Origin of the sequence: Paenibacillus cisolokensis, assembly GCF_018403665.1 — a bacterium.
GTDB classification, from domain to species: domain Bacteria; phylum Bacillota; class Bacilli; order Paenibacillales; family Paenibacillaceae; genus Paenibacillus_AH; species Paenibacillus_AH cisolokensis.
The window spans coordinates 1-1,967 of the sequence record NZ_BOVJ01000263.1; the positions used below are offsets into that span (position 1 = coordinate 1).

The 1,967-nt window shown below is 52.2% G+C and carries 1 protein-coding gene; it reads left to right on the forward strand.

The features are described from left to right. Positions 1-517: 517 nt before the first annotated feature. Positions 518-1,879 (forward strand): group II intron reverse transcriptase/maturase, encoded by a 1,362-nt coding sequence (ltrA, locus tag PACILC2_RS25800; protein ID WP_244863876.1) that lies wholly within the window; start codon positions 518-520, stop codon positions 1,877-1,879. Positions 1,880-1,967 lie beyond the last annotated feature (88 nt).

Genomic DNA, 1,967 nt, shown 5'->3' on the forward strand with positions numbered 1-1,967 from the left:
GGCGTGTCCAGTTAAGGACACAACTTCTAGTCGGTGAAAGTCCGACCGGGGGAAAAGACTACACTCCCGTAGCCTGAGAGGCATCGCGGAACGAAAGTGAACCGATGGAGCCCTCTGACAAACATTCATTAGGAATGCGGCAAAATTCCAGGTTGTAACGTGCAGTGAACGCAGACGTAGCCTCGTAACACGCAAATCCGGTGGCTGAGACGGTCGATAACGCGCGAAAGCAGTAAGAACTGACCGAAAGAGTCTGAAACGGCAGTTCTCACCGGCGGGGTATCAGCGGCGACATGGAGGGAAAGAGGTTGTGGAAACTGGAGAAGCCCTCGGCACCCGGTGAAGAAAACTCATCGAGGAGGCCGTTCCTATAACCGTGATCGGGAAATGGGACAGGCAGGTGCCAGGGTGGCGGATCGGGTTGTAGTACTGATGATTCGCGTGCAGCAAAACGCGCGGGGAGGGAAGGACCCGGACCTGTAAGCAAGTCCGTACGACCAAAGGAGGCAAGGGTGCCATGACAAAAACACCCATCAATTTGCAGGAGCTAAGGCGGCGGATATATCGAAAGGCGAAGGCCGAACCTACACATCGATTTTGGGGACTATTCACACATGTCACCAAGATGACTACCCTTCAGGAAGCGTACCAACAAGCGAAGAAAAACGGCGGTGCCCCCGGTACTGACGGAAAAAGCTTTGCAGATGTGGAATGCGAAGGGGTCATCCCGTTTCTGGAAAACATCCAAGAGGAGCTTCAAGCGGGAACGTATCGCCCACAAGCCAACCGTAAAGTAGAGATCCCGAAGGCAAACGGAAAAATGCGAACGTTGCAAATTCCAAGTATTCGAGATCGCGTGGTGCAAGGTGCGCTGAAACTGATACTGGAGGCGATCTTCGAGGCAGACTTCTGCCCGAACTCCTATGGTTTTCGACCGAAACGCTCTCCCCATCAAGCACTGTCAGAAGTGCGGCGCAGCGTACTGCGTCGAATGACGATGGTCATCGACGTCGATCTGTCGCGCTACTTTGACACCATAAGACACACCATATTGCTGGATAAAATCGCAAAACGCATCCAAGACCCTCAAGTGATGCAGCTCGTCAGACAGGTGATAAAGGCAGCAGGGAAGATCGGCGTACCTCAAGGGGGCCCGTTTTCACCACTGGCTTCCAATATCTACCTAAATGAAGTGGACTGGATGTTTGATGCGATCCGACGGAAAACGGCGGAAGGAGACTTCGAAGCCGTCAACTACCATCGCTTTGCCGATGACATGTTGATTACCGTGAGTGGGCATTCCAGCAAACGCGGTTGGGCCGAGCTTGCTCTGCAACGACTACGCGAACAATTGGAACCGCTTGGTGTGGAACTCAACTTGGAGAAAACCCGTATGGTCAATGCTTTGAAAGGCGACGCTTTTGCATTCCTGGGATTCGATCTAAGGCGAATACAGAACCGAAGCAAAACCGGCCATTTCATCCTCATGACACCGAAAAAGAAAGCCCGTATAGCGGTGAAAGCGCGAATCCGTGAAGTGATTCGAAACGGAGGTGCGAAACCGGGCAAAGAGATCGTGAAACAAATCAATGCGATATTGGCTGGATGGGTGAACTATTTTCGGGTGGGAAATTCCAGTGATGCATTCAGTGAAGTGCGCGATTACACAGAAATGAAAATCCGGACATTGCTGACCAGAAGGAAACGGAGACGAAAAAGTAGCATTGGATGGCGGAGATGGAGTAACGAATACCTCTATGGCGTGTTGGGGCTATACTGGGACTGGAAAGTCCATCCCTTGAAAACGCAGATGGGTTCCGATGAAAGTGTCCGCTATGTGATAGGTCTCATAACCCTTTCGACGAAGTTTACGGGGTGAGCTGCTTGAGGGAAAACCTCACGAGCAGTTCTTATGGGGAGGGGCTGGGAACGGGCTATGAGCACCGCGCCAGTCCTTTACCCGACAG